The following is a 15,482-nucleotide window of genomic DNA, read 5'->3' on the forward strand; positions in this document are numbered from 1 at the left end:
CCACCGTCTAGTGGAAAAAGGGCGCCTGAGGCGCCCTTTGACACGCTACTTGGTGATGAAGCTGAGGATGTCCTGGTTGATGACGTCCGCGTGTGTGGTCGCCATGCCGTGAGGGAAGCCCTTGTAAATCTTGAGGGTGGAGTTCTTCAGGAGCTGAGCTGAACGGGGGGCGGAAATCGCGAGCGGAACAACCTGGTCGTCATCGCCATGCAGCACCAGCGCCGGCACATCGATCATCTTCAGGTCTTCGGTAAAGTCGGTCTCCGAGAAGGCCTTGACGCCAAGGTAATGGGCGTTGGCGGCTCCCATCATCCCCTGTCGCCACCAATTGTGGCTGACCGCTGCGGACGGCTTGGCGCCTGGCCGGTTGAAGCCGTAAAAAGGGCCGTTTGCGATGTCGTGATAGAGCTGCGCCCTGTTGGCCGCAAGGGCCTCGCGATAGCCGTCGAGCGCCTCGATCGGAAGCCCCTCGGGATTGTTCGGCGTCTTCAGCATAAGCGGTGGCACGGCGCCGATCAGGACGAGCTTGGCCACACGCCCCTTGCCGTGACGGGCGACGTACCGGGTCGCTTCGCCTCCGCCCGTCGAATGCCCGATATGGATCGCGTTGCGCAGATCCAATTGCCGCACGAGAGAGGCCACGTCGGAGGCGTAGTGATCCATGTCATGGCCACCGCTCACCTGCTCCGATCGCCCGTGGCCACGACGGTCATGGGCAATGACGCGATAGCCTTTTGCGAGGAAGAAGAGCATCTGGTTGTCCCAGTCATCTCCGCTCAATGGCCAGCCGTGATGAAACACGATCGGCTGCGCGTCGCGCGGACCCCAATCCTTGTAAAAAATCCTGGTCGAGTCTTCTGTCGTTACGTATCCGTGACCGGGTTGCTCGGCTGTCATGGCCATTCCTTTCTGTGCTGGTCGTGCCGCATCAAATGGTGGTTTCGGGCCGCGATGCTCAGCTCTCGAAGCGCGGTCCTGCGGTGGGCGCCGTCGTTAACGGAGGACCGTTTCGACGCCCTGCGGGACCCTGTTTCTCCGGGAGTAACGGCCGGCATGCGACGTGAAGACGCTAGCAGCTGGCGTATGGCGGGAAAGGTATACCTTGGTTTCGGCGACCATTCGCGGCCGTTCAAGGGCCTGAACGTCAATGCGATGTCTCGGGACTTTAAAGTCGCAGGGCATGGACCTCAACGGCAGTTGCTATGCCCTCGAGCACGTGTCGCCCGAGGTGTTCGGTCTGCTCGTGGCAGGCTGCCGCGTCCACGAATTCTCCCGAAAGAAGGACGGGACGGCGCAGGCGTTTGGTCAGCGCCTCGAGCTTGAAGGCCCTGTTGACGGCTGACCCGATCACGGTGAAGTCGAGACGGTGTCTTGAACCGATGTTGCCATAATTGACCTTGCCGAGGTGGACGCCCATGCCGAAGCGCATTCGGTCGTCCTGCGGCCAAAGCCGGGATGCCGCCTGATACCCCTCCTGGACCGCCGCGATGAGGTGCATGCAGGCCTGCGGCCGGTCCATGGGAAAAACGGCGAGCAGACCGTCTCCGATGAACTTCAGGATTTCTCCGCCATGCTGTTCGATCGGCTCTCCGACAGCGTCGAAGAAGCCGTTCAAGATTTCGATCAGCTCGTCACGCGGCAATCGGTCCGACAGACGGGTGAAGTCCCTCAGATCACAGACGAGAATTGCTGCATTGATCGTGGCGCCCGTCCCTCGTCTGGTTGCGCCACGCAACACTTCTGCAGAGGCATGCGAGCCGACATAGGTGTCCAGTAACGTGCGAGCCAGCTGGCTCTTGACGCGGATTTCGGTGACGAGGGACAGCCAGGGCAAAAGCGCGTCGAACAGTTCCAGTTCCTCTGCGCAAAAGCCACCATGCCGGTCCGTCGCAAAGGTGAGGAGGTGGCGGCGGCCCTGCGTATGATCGAGAGGCCACGCGGCGTAGTCCGTGTGGCCGGCGTGCTTCAGTTCTTCGTAGACCGCAAAACGATGTGGACCGACGATCTGCAAATTCTGCCGAACCCGCAGCCCGCTGACGATCGCCAGTTGAAAGGGGCTGCGAAGGAAGGCGTCGGTTGCCTCGACTTCATAAGCGATGGTCTGGATGTTGGCGGTCGATTGTCCGCGCACCCAGGTCATGCGCGTACCCAGCCATTGCGGATGGTGCACGCGCAGATGAAGCGTTGCTCTGCTCAGCGCGACGCGGCAGCGCACGAGCCGACCGCAGAGCTCGGCAAAAACCTTCTCTGCCAAGGGCTCGTCGCGGATCCCGGTCGCGAGCCAGTGCAAAATCTGCTCGCGCATTTCAGTTTTTAGCTCCAATCCCATGGCCACAACATACGCGCTGATGTGACCGCGAGAGACGTATACGAGCGTTTGAGGAGGGCAGGCGCGGTGCAGAGTGCGAACCCCGAGATGTTTGCCCAATACGCCTCTGTTTGCGGTCCGGCCTGATCTGCTTGGCGATCAGCAGATCAGGTCGCTGTATTCCGGATGCTGAACGGCATAGTTGGCCATGAACCCGCATCGGGGCGCGACCTTCTGTTGCCGCTCGCGCAAGATGGCAAAGAGGCCGTTCGCGAGCTTCGTGGCAAATCCTGCTCCAGAGTATTCGAACGGCACCTCCGTGTGGATCAGCACCAGCACGCCTGCCTCCATGCGATAGTAGGCGGCTGCAATCGCATCCGCGTCGATGGAGAGTTCGAAGCGGCGATTTTGGGGATTATCGAGTACACGATGCGGCAAGTTTAATCTCCTCGCTGCTGTTGCAGCCATCGACCCGCAGGCCCCTTCAGGCTGGACCGTGGTCTTGTGCCAACGTTGCAATCCAACCAGGTCAACGGCCGATTGATGCCTCACGGCGCGCCGTGGGCAGCAATCGACCGGTTGTTATTAATTAGAGCAGTCGTCTGGTTCGCTCCCGACGGAAGCCTTCCGTCAGTAGTCCCACCAGGCCGGAACGAAGCGGTAAAGGTCGCCGGCGGTCGCTACACGACCGACCGATGGGAACGGCATGTGCGTGGAAACCAGCCAGGAGCCGGTCTCTGCAAGTTCTTTCATGAGCCGCAGTCGAACGCGGGTCGCTTCTTCGGGGTCGTGTTCGAAGCCGTTGTGCCACTCGGGGTGGTCGAAGGAGACGGGGAACAGGGCGTCGCCGCCGAACATCAGCCGCTCGCCGCCGGACGAAATGCGCACCACGCTGTGCCCGGGGGTGTGACCACCGGTACGGGTGACCACCACTCCCGGCGCCACTTGCGCCTGCTGGTCAAAAGTCCGCAGATGGCTGCGATAGGCATTCAGAAACTCAAGCGACGCTTTGCGCGCGAGATCCGCGAGCGCCGGTGGCATGGCGGTAAGCGAGAAGTCGGGCGCCTGCCAGAACTTGGTCTCGGCGGCGCACACATGGACGCGAAGATCCGGGCGCATCCGTTCCTTGACGCCTTCGACGAGGAGCCCGCCGACATGGTCGAAGTGCATGTGCGTCAGCACCACGTCGGTCACGGCGGCGAGATCAACGCCGGCGGCCTCCAATCGATGGACAAACTGTCCTGCCCGCGGGAAATCGGGATACTCCTCGCCCAGACCGCTGTCGATGAGGATCGTCTGGTCGCCGCTGCGCACGACAACGGCGTTCAGCGCCCAATCGAAGGCAACCTTTGAAAGAAACCTGTCGTCGAGCCAGGCGCCCCGCACCTTGGGGTCGGCGTTGGTGGCCATCGACTCGGCCGGCGGGGTCAAGATGCCATCGCTAATGACCAAGACGTCGATGTCACCAACCCGTACCGCATAGCGTGAAGGAACCAGCTCATCCGGTGCGGCTCTTTCCTGCGGAATAATCTTTAGGGAACTCGTTTGAACATTCGACATGATGTGCTCCTGTCGTCGCGGTTGAAATATGTCGGTCAGGATTACATCGCGGAGTCTAGATTCCGGTCTTTTGGCGGTCGAGCTACACCTGAGTATGGGACCACTGCCCGTCCCCGGGCGCCGTGAAGCGAGTCCAGCTCTTTCAGCAGCGCGTCATGCGCGCGTGTTGCCCTGGTCAGCGGTGGGTGGAGTGGGTCTCCCCAAACCTGCGTATAGTTTCAGCGGTCCAATCAATTGCCTAGGCTCGGTCCGGTATGCGCAGGCGGCCGTTGCTCGGCCCGAGACATCGCGAACGCGATGATTGGCGCACCCGCAGGCGGATTGCACTCCATGACAGCCAAAGAGGTTAAATTGATCGCCCTTTCCGGTGCGCAGCCACTGTTGGACGTATCGGAATACTGCCGGCGCGCGGGCATCTGCGAAGCCGAAGAGCGGAGACTGCTTTTGCTCCTTGGGCGACAGGCGTCCTGCCACGAACTCCAGATGAATATCGTAGAGCGGCGAATGCGTGCACGCTAGCGACCCGTCACAGTTGCCGTGCCGAACACACGCCCCAGAACCTGTGGTGGTCCAGGCGCTGGACAATTGCACGGCGCGCGCTCGTCCATTGCGCGCCGCGAGCGGCCCTGGTCACTCCGGCAAGCCTGCAAACCGCAAGCCGTCGGCAAACCGCTTGAAATCGTCTGGCCGATGGATCGGCAGCCAATCGCGCAGATTGGAAACGCACAAGGCCGGATCAAGTTGCCGCAGGCGCTCCATGTACCGCCTTGCCTCGTCGGGACGACCGGCAAGCGCATGGCTGGCTGCGGCAAGTGCGACCGCGGCCAGCAGGCTCGGCAGGTTCGCAAGTGCCTTCTCGGCCCAGACCACCGCATCGTCGTAATTTCCGGAAAAGAAATGCGCGATCGCCGTTCCCGTCTGCATTCGGAACATCTCCGGATCGAGTGGGCTCAGGCGAACGGCATGGGTCAGATCCTTGATCGCGCTCTCCGTCTCTCCCCGAAAGACGCGCAGCACGCCACCCAGAAACCACGCGAGCGCGAAATTCGGATTGAGCAGCCGGGCCCTGTCGATCAAAGCGATGCCGGCGTCGAGATCGTCGGCGAGATGGCCGAGCGCATGCCCGCCTCTCGTGAGCGCCACGGCGTCGTCCCGGCCAAGCTCGACCGCGAGCCGCGCCAGTCGTGTGCCTTCCGCGATCTCTGCCGTGCGGTCGACCATCCAGCCGTTGAGCTTGCGCCAGAAGAAGCACCAGGCGGCGCCGCCATAGGCTGCGGCGAATTCATCGTCGAGCGCAATCGACTTGTAAAAGAGAGGTAGTGCCGCCTCGAGCGCCTCGCGGGTGCCGCTGTGCAGTTTTGCCATGCCGCGAAGATAGTAGTCGTAGGCGTCGAGGCTTTCGGTCGGCTTGCGCTTGGCGCGTTCGATCTCGATCCGTTCGAGTTGCGGCGCGATCGCGCCGACAACGCTTTCGGCTATCCCATCCTGCAGCTCGAAGATGTCGTCGAACGTGCCTTCGAAGCGCTCGGCCCAGAGATGCGCTCCGGTCGTGGCGTCGACGAGCTGGCCGGTGATGCGGACCTTGTTTCCCGATTTGCGCACGCTCCCTTCCAGTACGTAACGCACGCCAAGTTCGCGACCGACCTCGGCCGCCTCCACGGTCCGGTCCTTGTAGGTGAAGCTCGAATTGCGTGCGATGACGAACAGCCACCGAATGCGCGAGAGTGCGGTGATGATGTCCTCCACCACCCCGTCCGTAAAATACTCCTGCTCCGGATCGCCGCTGAGGTTCTGAAAAGGCAAGACGGTTATCGAGGGTTTTTCGGGCAAGGGGAGCGCCGGCGCCGGCACGCGTGCCTCTCCATCATTGTGATCGGCGACGCTCAAACCTCGCGCAGGGGCCTCGTTTCCAACGTCGACAAGGTTGACATCGCCGACGAAGCGGAAGCCCTTGCGGGGGATGGTGCGCACCAGATGCTGGTCTTCGCCGTTGTCGCCGATCGCCTTGCGAACCGCGTTTATGTGGCTGGTGATCGTCGATTCCGACACGATCCGACCGCCCCAGACGGCGAGCAGCAGATCATCCTTGCCGACGACTCTTTCTCGATTTTCGATGAGATGCACCAACAGGTCGAAGACCTGCGGACCGACGGCGACAACCTGCCCGCTGAGCGTCAATTCCCGGCGTTCCGGATCGAGCAGATAATCTGCGAACTTGAATTGCACCTTGAGGTCTCCTGGACGACTTCCCCGGCTGGCGATTGCCATCCGCGGATAACCAACACGCCATTGCGTCGTTAGAACATCCCGCCACGATCACACAATCGCTTGGACGGACAATCAAGCTATCCACAAGGGTAATTCAAGACAGGCCCAAGGACTTCCCTGGAGCATAGGGGCACTCTCAGCGCAGATCGACAGCAATGGTGCGGTCGAGAAAAGCAGAGTGAACCCATGAAGATCGTCGTCATCGGAGGCACCGGCCTTATCGGATCGAAACTTGTGAAGAGCCTGCGCGAGCGCGGACACGACGTGCTCGCTGCCGCACCAAATACTGGCGTCAACACGATTACGCGTGAAGGTCTGGCTGCAGCGATGGATCGGGCAGATGTCGTCGTCGATGTCGCCAACGCGCCGGTTTGGGACGACGAGGCTGTTCTCGAATTCTTTGAGACGTCGGGGCGCAATCTTTTGGCAGCGGAAGCTGCAGCCGGCGTTCGCCACCACATCGCGCTGTCGATTGTCGGCAGCGAGCGGTTGCCCGACAACGGCTATTTTCGAGCGAAGATCGCGCAGGAAAGTCTCATCAAGGCATCCGGTATTCCCTATACCATCCTGCGGGCCACGCAGTTTTTTGAGTTCGTCGGCGGCATTGCGCAATCGGCGACGGTAGACGGCGAGGTTCGCCTTTCGCCGGCGCTGTTCCAGCCTATTGCTTCCGACGACGTTGCCGCAGCACTTGCCGATGTTGCGCTCGCAGCACCGGTCAATGGAACGATCGAAGTTGCCGGACCGGAAGCCATGCCGCTCGATGAGGTCGTCAGGCAATTTTTGCGGGCAACAAAGGATGACCGAAAGGTCGTTCCCGACGTTCACGCTCGCTATTTCGGCGCGCTGCTGGATGACCAGTCGCTGACCCCCGGCAAGAACCCGCGGCTCGGTGCAATCCGCTTCGACGATTGGGTCGGCCAACAGGTCGGGCTTTGAAGTCGCAAGGACCGATATCCGCAAGGTGGTGGCGTCCGAGCGACGCGCGGCCCTGACATCCTCCTGGCAGCGCGGCCGCTTCGCAGCCAACCTATTTCAACGGGAACCGAGACAATGGATACGCTCGAGCACACGATTGCCACCGCCACGGGACGCGCCTCGACCGGCGTTGCCGAAAAGCGATCCAGCAAACGAAAGAAGATTGGCATGCTCCTATGCCTTAGCGCCGCGGTGGCCATTGCCGGCGGCTGGGCCTGGGCCCGTCCAGGCGACGAAGTATCGACGGACAACGCCTATGTCCGTGGGGACGTGACGTCGTTGGCGCCGAAGATCGCCGGCTATGTCGTGGCCGTCGAGGTTCAGGACAATCAGAGTGTTCGGGCGGGACATGTGCTTTTCCGGATCGATGACAGGGACTATCGGGCTCGCCTTGCTCAGGCGGCGGCCAATGTCGAAGCTGCCAGGGCCCGGCTCGTCAATGTCGATGCCGAGACAGAGCTTCAGCACGCCCTTATTCGCCAGGCCGAAGCCCAGAAGCTGTCGGCCGTCGCAGAGATGAATCTCGCCGCCAAGGCATATGAGCGCCGGCGCGAACTGATCCGCAGCAATACTATCAGCCAGGCGCATGTCGACGAAAGTGATGCGGCGCGGTCGAAAACGCAGGCAGGCGTATCTGCGGCCTTGGCAACGATCGAGGCGCAGAAGCAACGCATTGCCGTCCTTGCGGCGCAGCGTGAGGCCGCCGTCGCAGCCGTGGCCCAGGCCGAGGCTGCGCGCGATCTTTCCCAGATCGACCTCGAGAGCACGGTCGTGCGTGCCCCGGTTGGTGGCGTCATCGGCAACCGCCAGGTTCGTGTCGGCCGTTTCGTCGCCCCCGGCACTTCCCTGCTCGACATCGTTCCGGTCGACGACGTGTGGGTTGTCGCCAATTTCAAGGAAACGCAACTCGAGCACATCCAGCCGGGTCAGCGTGTGCGGATCCGGATCGACGGGTATCCGGGGCAAGTCCTTGAAGGCACGGTTGACAGCTTTGCGCCCGGGAGCGGTTCAGCCTTCAGCCTGCTGCCGTCGGACAATGCAACCGGCAACTTCGTTCGCGTCGTCCAGCGGGTGCCGGTCAAGATCCGATTTGGCCGCAGCCCCTTGACTGGACGTCTCGTGCCCGGACTGTCCGCAAGGGTCGACGTGGATCTCGGGAGAGGGTCATGACCACGCACCTGCCCGCCACGATAAATCGCGAGGCGTCTGCACCAGGCACGTTGCTTGTCGCCGGCATCGTGCTCGCGGCGTTGACGGAGGCGATCGCCAGCACTGTTCTTTCGCTCGGCCGCGGCGACATCATCGGCGACATCTATGCGACGCCCGACGAATTCGCCTGGCTCGACGTCGGCTACACCGCCTTCAAGCTCATCGGCTTCATGGTCGCCGCTTCGATGCTCAACCGCATCCGGCCGCTCAGTCTCATCATCGGTTCGACGCTCATCATGGGGCTCGCGTCCGGGATGGCGTCCGCGACGACGTCGCTCAATTTCTTGATTGCCCTGCGGGTCATTCAGGGGCTTGCCGGCGGTGTCCTTCTCGTTGCGGGGCAGACCACCATCTTCTTTGCCTTTCGGAGCGCCCATCAGCCAATCCTTCAGGCGCTGTTTGCCATGGGCGCGGTGGTCGCACCCGCCACGCTCGCCCCCGCGCTTCAGGGGTGGCTGCTCGACAGCCAGTCCTGGACCTGGATCTTCTACTGCAACGTCATTCTGTCTCTCGGCGCCGCCGGACTTCTCTTGATGGTCGAAGATCCGGCACCCGCCACGACGAGGCAACGTCCCGTTGACTGGGTCGGTCTCTCACTGATTTCGGTCGCGCTTTTCTGCTTCAGCTATGTCTTCAGCCAGGGAAGCCGCTGGGACTGGTTCGAAGAGCCGCGCATTCTTTGGCTCTCGGTGGCTGGCGTAGCCTCGATGTTCCTGTTTCTCGGGCAGCAGGTGCTGCGCAAGGGCACCGGCCTCCTCGACTTCACCCTGTTCAGATCGGACGATTTCGCCTTCGCCTTTATCGTCAGTTTCGTCGCCGGCGCGGCACTTTTTGGCAGCGCGTTCCTGATCCCGTCCTTCGCCGTATCCGTTCTGGCCTTCACGCCGACCGATGCGGGCCTGCTTCTTCTGCCGAGCGGCGCTCTCTTCGTCGGGGCCCTCATCCTGGCTGCCTTCCTCATGCAGGTCCGTCGGCTTCCTCCATTCGCAACCGTTCCCTTCGGTATCCTGCTGATCATGCTGGCCATGTGGATGCTGTCCGGTTCGACGAGTGAAAGCGGTGCCGCCGACATGATGGCCGCAATCCTTTTGCGCGGCCTTGGCCTCGGTTTCCTGTTCCTGTCGATCACGCTGATTGCCTTTACCAATCTCGACAAACGAAACCTCGCCTCCGGGATCGGGCTGTTCAACACCGGTCGCCAGCTCGGCGGCCTTGTTGGCGTTGCCGGGCTTCAGACGCTTATCGACCACAACGTCGCTGCAAATGTCGCGGTCCTGGGCGCGAGCGTCAATGCGGGAGGTCAAGCCGTCATCGAGCGTCTGGCCGCAACGACCGCCATGCTCGCGGCACGGGGCATGGATGCCGTTCCCGCCAGCCGGGCCGCGATGGCGCTTCTCGGCCGGACCGTTGCCGGGCAGTCCATCGTGATCGCCTTCGACACGGCGTTCAATGCCGTGGCACTGCTCTTCGTCGTCGCCGCGCCCATGCTCGTGGCCATCAAGGTCGGGTTGGCCCGGCGCGCCAAAGCTCGCCAGACACACGCCGACCGTTGACCGAACGGGCCGACCTAAACCGAGGTATATCTCGACCCTCGATATCGCTCGAACCTAGAGTCCAGGCCGTGAACTGTGAAAAGCATTCTTCGATCAGGCAAACAGGAGGGCGTCATGTCGCCGCTAGAAGCAAGATCTCTTACGAACACGACCTTGGAGCCTGCCCCGCCCGGTCGATCGGCTCCGGAAGAGCTGGTTCCATCGCGCTATGCCGTGCGGGTCGGTGACATTGAGGTGCTGGTGGTCAGCGATGGCGTGCTGCCATTGCCAACCACGATGTTGGGACACAATGCCGACGCCGCCGATCGGGCAGCCTGGCTCGACGGCATGTTCCTGCCGACAGACGCCTTCGACTGGTCGCTGAACGTGGTCGTGGTGCGAAGCGGCGCACAGACCATTCTCATCGACGCCGGGCTTGGCCTGGATCCGGACCTGAACCTGCCGCGAGCAGGCCAATTGATCAGGCGGCTGACGGCTGCAGGCATCGATCTTGGGTCTGTGACCGATGTGGTTCTCACGCACATGCACATGGACCATATCGGCGGATTGCTCGTTGATGGCGTGAAGGAGCAATTGCGTCCGGACTTGCGGATCCACGTCGCCGCCGCCGAGATCAAGTTCTGGGAGGCGCCTGATTTCTCCCATGCGGTCATGCCGCAGGGTTTCCCGGATGCGCTGAGGGCAACTGCCAAGCGCTTTGCGAACGAGTACCGCGACCATCTTCGACCGTTTAAGGACGAGTGCGAGGTCGCGCCGGGCGTGGTCGCTGAGCGCACCGGCGGCCATACGCCCGGGCACTGCGTGGTCCGCGTGGCCTCGGGAGGCGACCGGCTGATGTTTGCCGGCGACGCCCTGTTCGCGGTCGCCTTCGACCACCCCGACTGGTACAACGGCTTTGAACACGACCCCGAGGAGGCGGCTCGCGTTCGGGTGCGTCTCATGAAGGAACTGGCCGAGACAGGATCGTCGCTGGTGGCCACGCACCTGCCTTTCCCGTCCGTTGGGCATGTGGCGATCGATGGCGATCGCTTCCGGTGGGTTCCGGTGTTCTGGGACTACTGACGTCTACAATTGAGCGCGTGGCGTGCAAGAACCATCGGTTCGGGTTGCAACAAGGGCGGGTTCGCCCTTGTCCTTTTCAGAACAAGGCGCCACCAGCCGGCTGTAGCGGAGGGAGAAACGCCGCCTCGCCAGGGGAGTGGGAATGGACCAGAAAACGCAATTGTTCCCCGTCCTCGTTTGTGTTCTGGGCATTGCCGGAATTGTCGTCTGGCATCTGCAGGGCAGGGCGCGCCCCACGGCGCGGCTGATCGTGCAGATCGCCTTCTTCGCGTCGATGACGGCGGTGCTCGCCTACAGCGACCTCAATCCGTTTCGCTACGACCGGACCGATCTCGACGGTGCACAGACACTGCTCGTGGCGGCAAAGACCCTCTGGTGGGTTCATCTCTCCTGGGCGGTGATCGGGTTCGTCCGGCTTTATCTTGTCCTCGATGGCCGGCCGCGAGAAGCACGATTGATCCAGGATCTGGTCGTTGCCGTCGTCTACCTCGGCGTGCTGCTCTCGATCCTTTCATTCGTCTTCGGCGTGCCGATCGGGGGCTTGCTGGCGACTTCGGGCGTCATTGCGATCATTCTCGGTCTCGCATTGCAGAGCACGTTGGGTGATGTGTTCTCGGGCATAGCCCTGACCCTCGGCCGACCTTATGTCCTTGGTGACTGGATCTGCCTCAGTGACGGAACGGAAGGGCGGGTGGTCTCAAGCAACTGGCGTTCGACGCATCTACTGACCGCAGCGCACAATCTCGTGGTCCTGCCGAACAGTGTTCTGGCAAAGGTGGGGCTGACCAACATCAGCCAGCCGGACGAGAATCATCAGATCATTGTCTCGGTTCGCGTGGCTCCGACGCGTATGCCGCACATGATCGTCGACGTGATGCATGCTGTTCTCGACAGTTGCAATGCGATCGTGAAGCAGCCCGCTCCCATTGTCGGACTGGTGGGGATTGATGCCAGCGCGATCACCGTCGAACTCCAGTTTAGGGTCACCAGCCCGGCACAGCGCGGCCCGGCGCGCAACGAAGTCATCGACCTCGTCTATCGGCATTGCAGGGCGAACGGCGTGCAACTTGCTTTGCCTGCCGGGAGCCTGCTCATAAAGAACCCTGACAGGTCCGACCCGCAGCACGCCGTCGCACCGGCGCAGGACCTGATCGACGCGATCCCGATTTTCTCCAATCTCAGCCAGGAAGAGCGCGATAGGCTTGCAGCCGCGGCGACGCCGCGCAGCTTTGCGGCCGGCGCCGAAATTGTCAGAGAAGGCAGGTCGTTCGAAAGCCTGATGATGATCAAGAACGGCGTGGTGGCGATGAAGAGCGGCGATGTGGAAATCGCGCGCCTCGCCCCCGGCGATTTTTTCGGCGAGGACGGCCTGCTGGCCGGAATAAAGGCGAAACACGACCTCCATGCCTTCACCCGCCTTACCGTCTATGAAATCGATCAGGCAGCGTTCGCGCCGCTTTTGTCGAAGCGTCCGGAAATTGCGGAGGATCTGGCAATTCATCTGGCGCAACGCGAGGCGATCGGAGCAAGTTCGGAATTGCCTGCAAACCAGCGCGAGCGACGCAAGCTGGACCTGCTTCATGCCATCCGATCCATCTTTCGAAGCCAGCGTGAAAGCGCGAAGAGCTGAAGCGGTTGCGCGGTGGTTCGGACGCGGGCACGACATCTGCCGAGACAAAATCGCCGCTGCGGCAAACCTACGTATATCTGTTTCTCCCCGGAGGCCGGCCATAGGATCCCACCCGTTGCCAACAACGTGAATGGAGGAGAAATCCATGCGAAGATTAGCGATTGGCTTGCTGTTTGCGACGCTGATCACCGGACCGGTAGCGGCCTCCGACGAGCCCTACAATGCCAAGGTGACAGTGGTGTTCGACCACGCGCTTCCGAATGTGCCGGGCAAGAGCATGCGCGGCGTTCTGGTCGAATACGGCCCCGGCGGGCACAACCCGTCACACACCCACCCCAAGAGCGCCTTTATCTATGCGACGGTGATCGAAGGCAGCATCAAGAGCCAGATCAACGACGGTGCCGTGAAAGTCTACAAGACCGGCGAGAACTGGATCGAAGTCCCGGGTGATCACCACCGCGTGAGCGCGAACGCAAGCGACAGCGAGCCGGCGAAGATCTTGGCCGTTTTCGTACTCGATACCACCGAAACGGAGATGGTGTTGCCCGCAAAGTGAAGCCCTTCTTCATGATCGGATGCGGTGATCCATCGACGAGCCCGCAAGGAGCAGAACCATGAAAATCGTTATTATCGGCGGCACGGGCCGCATCGGCTCTAAGGTCGCAGAGCACCTCAGAAATAAGGGCCACGACGTTGTGCAATCGGCGCCGTCCACCGGCGTTGATACGCTGACGGGCGAAGGGTTGGCCGATGTGCTGGCCGGTGCCGAGGTGGTGCTCGACGTCAGCAACTCGCCATCCTTCGAACCGAGTGCCGTACTTTCGTTCTTCGAACGATCGACCGCGAACCTGCTCGCGGCGGAGCGTGCAGCCGGCGTCAGCCACCACGTCGCCCTCTCCATCGTTGGCATCGAACGGTCGCCCGATAACGGTTATTTCCGAGCCAAAGTCGCGCAGGAGAGCCTGATCAAAAAGGGCGGCGTCCCGTACACCATCGTAAGGTCGACGCAGTTCCTGGAGTTCCTAGGCGGCATAGCTGACGAGGCAACAGTCGACATGACTGTCCGTGTCTCATCCGGCGCGTTCCAGCCAATCGCTGCAGACGACGTAGCAGCCTTCGTTGCAGAAGCGACGATCGGCAAACCCGAGAACCAGACGATCGAAATCGCTGGCCCTGAAAAGAAGCCCATGAGCGATTTCATTTCCGAGTATCTGGCAGCCGTCGGCGATAGCCGCAAGGTTGTTGCCGACCCGGACGCCAAGTACTTCGGCACGCGCGTTGATGATCAGGCACTCGTTCCTCTTGGATCCGCCAAGCTGGGTAAGCTCGACTTCAGGACTTGGAATGCCAAACACCCTCAGGCCGCCGCTTGAGGTCTTTGCGGAGGGGGCGATGCGGCGACAAAACGCCCACCGTCCCCGACGCGCTTGTCTCTAGTGCGACCACGCACGATCGGATGTTCCGCCCACCGCAGGGCTGACGTCCTGTCGAGGATTTGCGCTTGAAGGGAAGAGGTAAGCCAAGTTTACGGTCCACACCTTCATCGATCATGATAGAAATGGCAGTCGGCGACCGTTCCGAAGCTCGTAAAGGACGGCTCGTGCAAACTTGATGTGCGACATACGGGACCGGCGTCGGCAAATCGCCGGCGCCCATGTTGTGAAATGCAAAGGTGATTTTCAACAAACAGGAATCGGTCGGGAAACCGGGCCATGGCCAATCCTTCAACAGCCTCTGTCGCGTCTGGCGATCCGCTTTCACTTGTGATCGGCGCAACGGCCTGTCAGGTGATTGGTGGCCTCGTTCCGCAGATGTCGCCCTTCGTGGTCGCGGGATTGATTGATGGTCTTGCACTGTCGGAGCGTGACGCCGGTATCGTAGCGTCGGTCGAATTGCTGGCCTTGGCCGTATCGGCGATCCTCATTGCGCCAGTGCTACCGCGGCTATCCTACCGACGTGCCGGGATGTCTGCGCTGGTATTGACCGTGGCGGCTCAAGCCGCCTCTATCGTATCTGATGGATGGACGTCGCTGGTCTTGTCGCGCGGCGCTGCAGGCATCGGCGAGGGAGCGCTCTATGCCATGTCGCTCAGCCTTGTCGCGTCTCATTGCTGCAATCCGGTAAAAACTTTTGGTTTGTTCCAGCTCGTCTGGGCAATCGGCAGCGTGGTGCTGTTCGGCATCGGCGGCGAGGTGACCGCAGCCTATGGCCACAGAGGGATTTTTGCGCTGTTGGCGGGTTTGACGCTGGCCCTATCTCCGTTTCTTCTTCTCATACCGGATCTTCGAGCTCTGAAGCGGACCGCCACCCGGACGCCACCTTCTGTGCCTCTGCTTGGAAGCCTGCTGTTTGCTGCCATTGTTCTTTACGTCGCGGTCTCCGCCGGTCTATTTGCCTTCAGCGGACCGATGGGCGAGCGCATCGGTCTGGACACGGCCGCGGTAGGGTACATTCTCACCTTGTCGACGGTCGTCGGGCTTGCCGGCGCCGGCGCCGCCACGGCACTGAATGTTCGCTGGGGCAGGGCGGTCCCGATCTCCGCATTCTGCCTTGGCTACGTCGTGGTGGCACTCGTCCTTTGCCTCTGGACGAACCCGGTGGCCTACAGTGTTGCCGTCATCCTGTCCGCCGTCCTTTACTATTTTTCACTTCCGTATCTGTTTGGCCTGGCCGCAACACTGGACCAGAGCGGGCGCTGGGCGGCAGCAGCGGGGTCGGCTTACCTGCTCGGATTTGCTGCCGGGCCAGTCTTTACCGGCGCAGTGATAGCAGCTTCGGGATACGCAAGCCTTGCAACCGTATGCGTCACCATGATCATCGTCGCCTGGGCCCTTGCCGTTTCCATCGTCGCACGCGCTTTTCACGAAGACCGCTTGGCCGACCGGCTCCGAAATTCGGCAACTTAGGCTGACAC

Annotated in this window: 13 protein-coding genes; 8 read left to right on the forward strand and 5 right to left on the reverse strand. The window is 61.8% G+C overall.

Going from position 1 to position 15,482, the window contains the following annotated elements; all coding sequences use genetic code 11:
• Nucleotides 1-45: 45 nt before the first annotated feature.
• From IB263_RS28210 to IB263_RS28230, 5 genes are all read right to left on the reverse strand, one after another.
• Complete coding sequence (locus IB263_RS28210) at nt 46-897, reverse strand: alpha/beta fold hydrolase (RefSeq protein ID WP_192439319.1); 852 nt, start codon at nt 895-897, stop codon at nt 46-48.
• Nucleotides 898-1,165: 268 nt separating this feature from the next.
• The gene (locus IB263_RS28215) at nt 1,166-2,428 is read right to left on the reverse strand and encodes an adenylate/guanylate cyclase domain-containing protein (RefSeq protein WP_246811099.1); all 1,263 of its coding nucleotides are present in this window, start codon (nt 2,426-2,428) and stop codon (nt 1,166-1,168) included.
• A gap of 39 nt (nt 2,429-2,467) precedes the next feature.
• Nucleotides 2,468-2,746, reverse strand: a complete 279-nt coding sequence (locus IB263_RS28220; RefSeq protein ID WP_246811100.1) for a GNAT family N-acetyltransferase — start codon at nt 2,744-2,746, stop codon at nt 2,468-2,470.
• A gap of 192 nt (nt 2,747-2,938) precedes the next feature.
• Nucleotides 2,939-3,868 (reverse strand): MBL fold metallo-hydrolase, encoded by a 930-nt coding sequence (locus IB263_RS28225; RefSeq protein ID WP_113292928.1) that lies wholly within the window; start codon nt 3,866-3,868, stop codon nt 2,939-2,941.
• Nucleotides 3,869-4,498: 630 nt separating this feature from the next.
• Nucleotides 4,499-6,094 (reverse strand): winged helix-turn-helix domain-containing tetratricopeptide repeat protein, encoded by a 1,596-nt coding sequence (locus IB263_RS28230; RefSeq protein ID WP_192439321.1) that lies wholly within the window; start codon nt 6,092-6,094, stop codon nt 4,499-4,501.
• A 228-nt stretch (nt 6,095-6,322) separates the two neighbouring features.
• Between IB263_RS28230 and IB263_RS28235 the strand changes: the two genes are divergently transcribed.
• The 8 genes from IB263_RS28235 (at nt 6,323) to IB263_RS28270 (ending at nt 15,474) form a co-directional block, all read left to right on the forward strand.
• A complete protein-coding gene (locus IB263_RS28235; protein ID WP_060582821.1) occupies nt 6,323-7,075 on the forward strand; it encodes an SDR family oxidoreductase in 753 nt (250 codons plus the stop codon).
• Nucleotides 7,076-7,189: 114 nt separating this feature from the next.
• Nucleotides 7,190-8,284 carry an HlyD family secretion protein gene (locus tag IB263_RS28240; protein ID WP_113188455.1) on the forward strand — a complete coding sequence of 365 codons (1,095 nt, stop codon included), beginning with the start codon at nt 7,190-7,192 and terminating at the stop codon, nt 8,282-8,284.
• Entirely contained in the window at nt 8,281-9,876 is a 1,596-nt protein-coding gene (locus IB263_RS28245) for an MFS transporter (protein WP_192439322.1), read from the forward strand. Before IB263_RS28240 ends, IB263_RS28245 begins: the two co-directional genes overlap by 4 nt.
• 114 nt (nt 9,877-9,990) lie before the next feature.
• Nucleotides 9,991-10,938, forward strand: coding sequence for an MBL fold metallo-hydrolase (locus tag IB263_RS28250; protein ID WP_060521211.1), 948 nt, complete (start codon nt 9,991-9,993; stop codon nt 10,936-10,938).
• 142 nt (nt 10,939-11,080) lie between these two features.
• Entirely contained in the window at nt 11,081-12,568 is a 1,488-nt protein-coding gene (locus IB263_RS28255) for a cyclic nucleotide-binding domain-containing protein (RefSeq protein WP_192439323.1), read from the forward strand.
• A 145-nt stretch (nt 12,569-12,713) separates the two neighbouring features.
• Nucleotides 12,714-13,124, forward strand: a complete 411-nt coding sequence (locus IB263_RS28260; RefSeq protein ID WP_089045334.1) for a cupin domain-containing protein — start codon at nt 12,714-12,716, stop codon at nt 13,122-13,124.
• A gap of 58 nt (nt 13,125-13,182) precedes the next feature.
• A complete protein-coding gene (locus IB263_RS28265) occupies nt 13,183-13,941 on the forward strand; it encodes an SDR family oxidoreductase (protein ID WP_192439324.1) in 759 nt (252 codons plus the stop codon).
• Nucleotides 13,942-14,280: 339 nt separating this feature from the next.
• Nucleotides 14,281-15,474, forward strand: coding sequence for an MFS transporter (locus tag IB263_RS28270; protein ID WP_113553868.1), 1,194 nt, complete (start codon nt 14,281-14,283; stop codon nt 15,472-15,474).
• Nucleotides 15,475-15,482 lie beyond the last annotated feature (8 nt).

Source organism: Ensifer sp. ENS03 (assembly GCF_014852035.1).
GTDB classification, from domain to species: Bacteria; Pseudomonadota; Alphaproteobacteria; order Rhizobiales; family Rhizobiaceae; genus Ensifer; species Ensifer adhaerens.

Coding starts and splice junctions, on each gene's coding strand:
- IB263_RS28210 (WP_192439319.1), bottom strand. CDS start 897: ATGACAGCCGAGCAACCCGGTCACGGATACGTAACGACAGAAGACTCG.
- IB263_RS28225 (WP_113292928.1), bottom strand. CDS start 3,868: ATGTCGAATGTTCAAACGAGTTCCCTAAAGATTATTCCGCAGGAAAGA.
- IB263_RS28235 (WP_060582821.1), top strand. CDS start 6,323: ATGAAGATCGTCGTCATCGGAGGCACCGGCCTTATCGGATCGAAACTT.
- IB263_RS28240 (WP_113188455.1), top strand. CDS start 7,190: ATGGATACGCTCGAGCACACGATTGCCACCGCCACGGGACGCGCCTCG.
- IB263_RS28245 (WP_192439322.1), top strand. CDS start 8,281: ATGACCACGCACCTGCCCGCCACGATAAATCGCGAGGCGTCTGCACCA.
- IB263_RS28250 (WP_060521211.1), top strand. CDS start 9,991: ATGTCGCCGCTAGAAGCAAGATCTCTTACGAACACGACCTTGGAGCCT.
- IB263_RS28255 (WP_192439323.1), top strand. CDS start 11,081: ATGGACCAGAAAACGCAATTGTTCCCCGTCCTCGTTTGTGTTCTGGGC.
- IB263_RS28260 (WP_089045334.1), top strand. CDS start 12,714: ATGCGAAGATTAGCGATTGGCTTGCTGTTTGCGACGCTGATCACCGGA.
- IB263_RS28265 (WP_192439324.1), top strand. CDS start 13,183: ATGAAAATCGTTATTATCGGCGGCACGGGCCGCATCGGCTCTAAGGTC.
- IB263_RS28270 (WP_113553868.1), top strand. CDS start 14,281: ATGGCCAATCCTTCAACAGCCTCTGTCGCGTCTGGCGATCCGCTTTCA.